The organism is Mycobacterium sp., from assembly GCF_032159565.1.
Lineage (GTDB): Bacteria > Actinomycetota > Actinomycetes > Mycobacteriales > Mycobacteriaceae > Mycobacterium.
Genome location: NZ_JAVHWR010000085.1, coordinates 1 through 2,739 on the forward strand (window position 1 = coordinate 1; position 2,739 = coordinate 2,739).

A 2,739-nucleotide genomic window follows, 5' to 3' on the forward strand; every position below is an offset into this window, starting at 1 on the left:
CGTGCACGATGTGCGCCGGTGCGCTGGTGATGGCACGGGTATCGCGCCTGGTGTTCGGGGCGTGGGAGCCCAAGACCGGGGCGGTCGGCTCGCTGTGGGACGTGGTGCGCGACCGCAGGCTGACGCACCGGCCCGCAGTCGTCGGCGGAGTGCTGGCTGAGGAGTGCGCGGCGCCGCTGGAGGTGTTCTTCGCGCGGCAGCGATTGGAGTAGACCGCTCGTTGTTCGGTACGCTGCCACACGGTGGCGTGTCCGAGCGGCCTAAGGAGCACGCCTCGAAAGCGTGTGACGGGTAACCCCCGTCCGAGGGTTCAAATCCCTCCGCCACCGCCATCTTGATCCCCGTTGCGCGGCCACCTCGCGCACGGGCAGATCAACACATTCCATTCGGCGACCGCGTGACGGATGGTAGGAAGATGTTCCCTGCGACTGACGCGGCCGAGGCTGCGCTCACGGTAGCCAACCGGTTCTACTCGCCCGCGTTGCTCAATCACTGCCTCCGCTCGTATCTCTGGGGAGCGAATTGCGCCGCAGCGCACGGCATCGACTTCGACGACGAGCTGTACTACGTCTCTGCGCTGCTCCACGACATCGGGCTCACCGAGCCGTTCGACAGTCACAGATTGGCGTTCGAAAACGCCGGGGGAGATCTGGCCTGGGTCTTCAGCGTGGCGGCCGGCTGGCCGGTCGGCCGGGCGGGCAGAGCCATGGAGATCATCGTGCTGCACATGCGCGACGACGTGCCTGCGGCCGTCGACCCCGAATCCCACCTTCTGCAGGTCGCAACCGCCTGGGACGTCGCAGGACGCCACGCGGAGGAGTTCCCGCCTGAGGCGCGAGCAGACGTTCTCGCGCGCTATCCGCGGCTCGGCTTCGGCGCGGAGTTCCTGGCCTGCTTCCAGGACCAGGCGAAGCGCAAGCCGGGCAGCGCCGCCGCCTCGTCGGTGGCGAACGATGCCGCCGAGCGGATCGCGGCCAACCCGCTCGATGGTGACGGCCGTAGATGATGCGGTGACCTACCGGGCCTGCTCGATCTGCGGTGCGGCGTTCAGCACCTCGAGGGAACGCGATGACTAGGCCGAGCCGGCTGCCAGTTCTCGGCCGCAGCGACAGTCGTGTTCGTGCAGCTGGTGGTTTTAGTCTTGGCGTCTTTGACGCAGCAGCTGTAACTGGTGCCGGTTTCGCCGGTTCCGCTGTCGACGATGGTCGTCTCGCTGTACGTGCCGCCTTTGCTTTCGCAGTCCGACTTCTCGTTTGCGTGCGAGGCAGGCGCGCCGATCATCAGGGCGCTGAATCCGATTGCCCGCTGCGGCGAGGGCGGTGGGCACGAAGTTGGTCATGGCTCAATCGTCGTGAGCCAACCGTGCGCTGGTAATCGCGGGGAAGCCAGACTCCCTTTTGTGAGTGAGAAGATTTTCTATCGGCAGTGTGAGGTTGCCGGGTTCTGCGTCAGGGCTGTGATCGCGTCGAGGCGACGATCCTTGTGCAGATTTCGAGGATCTGAACCTGTTGGTCTACGGCAACACCGTCTTCATCAGCATCACGTTGTAGTCCGACCACAGCGAAAGGTTGTAATAGATCTCCTTGCCCGTCGACCACGGGTGCAGTAACGGCGCGTAGATGCCGCCGGGGAAATCCTGCGACGCGACCAGCAGCTGCTCGGGACCCCATGGTCCCTGCGGAGCAGGCGCCGTCCGCGCCACCACATCGTTGTTGCCGTTGCAGTAGAGGGCCAGGAACTGCTTGAGATAGGTGTTGTACTGCACTGACATCTCACCCACCGGGGCGGGGATCACCGGCTGTGCGGCTCCCGGGTTTTGCGGGACCCAGTTGCCGCCGTCCCAGTACTCGTAGCGGCTCAGCTCGGGCGCCAGGCCCTGCGGAACTCGCGACACGAACGCGGGCCCGCTGCGTCCCGACGGTGTGCCATATGAGTAGAGGTATCCGTCGCCGGGCTTGAGGAACGCGCCGACTTGGAACTTCTCCCCGCCGGGAACATACGGGACTCGCGGCGTCGCGTCCCCCGATGCAGGCCGGACACTCTGGGGATAGACGCCCCAATGCTCGCCGTTGTCGGGCGACACCGCGATGGCCGAGAAGTTCGTCGTCCACGAACCCGGGGCGTCCCAACTCCTGATCGACATGAAGCTCATGTACTGCGTTTTCCCGACCGCGATGCCGGAGGTGGGGATGATGCCCGTCTCCGACGGCGCGAACTTGATGCTGTTGATGACCTGCTTGGACAGCGCGGGCGCCCACAGCGGCGAGCCGGAGTACTGGTTGTTCACCACGCCGTTCGGAATGCTGACCGTCTTCGACAGTGCGCGGTCGTTCGTGCGGAACATCGTGTTGTACCGCCACTGCCTGCCGCGCACACTGCAGTAGCCGATGGTGTCGCCGAAGGCCATCAGCACCTGGTTGTTCCCGGGATCGCCGTTGTCCCACATGATTCCGAGGTCGGTCCCGGTGATCGCGAAACGCTTGATGGTGTCGTTGGGGCTCTGTGGTCCGGTCACCCAGCCCACGAGCGACGTTCCCGGCGGCGGGCCGGGCGCAGGCGCGGGTGCAGCACCGGGTGCGGGAGCAGGCGGCGCGGGCGCAGCGATTCCGGCAGCGTCGGGAACTGCCGGAGGAGCGGGCGGGGGCGCCACTCCCGCCTGCTGTTGGACCCGTTGCTTCTGGGGCACGAACGAATTGAGGATAGATCGTGACAGCCGGCCCAGGTTGGGCAGCGGCGCGC

Annotated in this window: 3 protein-coding genes and 1 tRNA gene; 3 read left to right on the forward strand and 1 reads right to left on the reverse strand. The window is 66.1% G+C overall.

Annotated features, from left to right (window positions below; genetic code table 11):
* From QOC76_RS10680 to QOC76_RS10690, 3 genes are all read left to right on the forward strand, one after another.
* On the forward strand, nucleotides 1–212 hold a 212-nt coding region (locus tag QOC76_RS10680; RefSeq protein ID WP_526356807.1), incomplete at its 5' end, for a nucleoside deaminase.
* Nucleotides 213–241: 29 nt separating this feature from the next.
* Nucleotides 242–332, forward strand: a tRNA-Ser gene (locus QOC76_RS10685).
* An 83-nt stretch (nucleotides 333–415) separates the two neighbouring features.
* A complete protein-coding gene (locus QOC76_RS10690; protein WP_526356808.1) occupies nucleotides 416–1,006 on the forward strand; it encodes an HD domain-containing protein in 591 nt (196 codons plus the stop codon).
* Nucleotides 1,007–1,513: 507 nt separating this feature from the next.
* On the opposite strand, the gene QOC76_RS10695 is transcribed toward QOC76_RS10690, so the two are convergent.
* The coding region (locus QOC76_RS10695) for a DUF4185 domain-containing protein (RefSeq protein ID WP_526356809.1) at nucleotides 1,514–2,739 on the reverse strand (1,226 nt) is incomplete at its 5' end.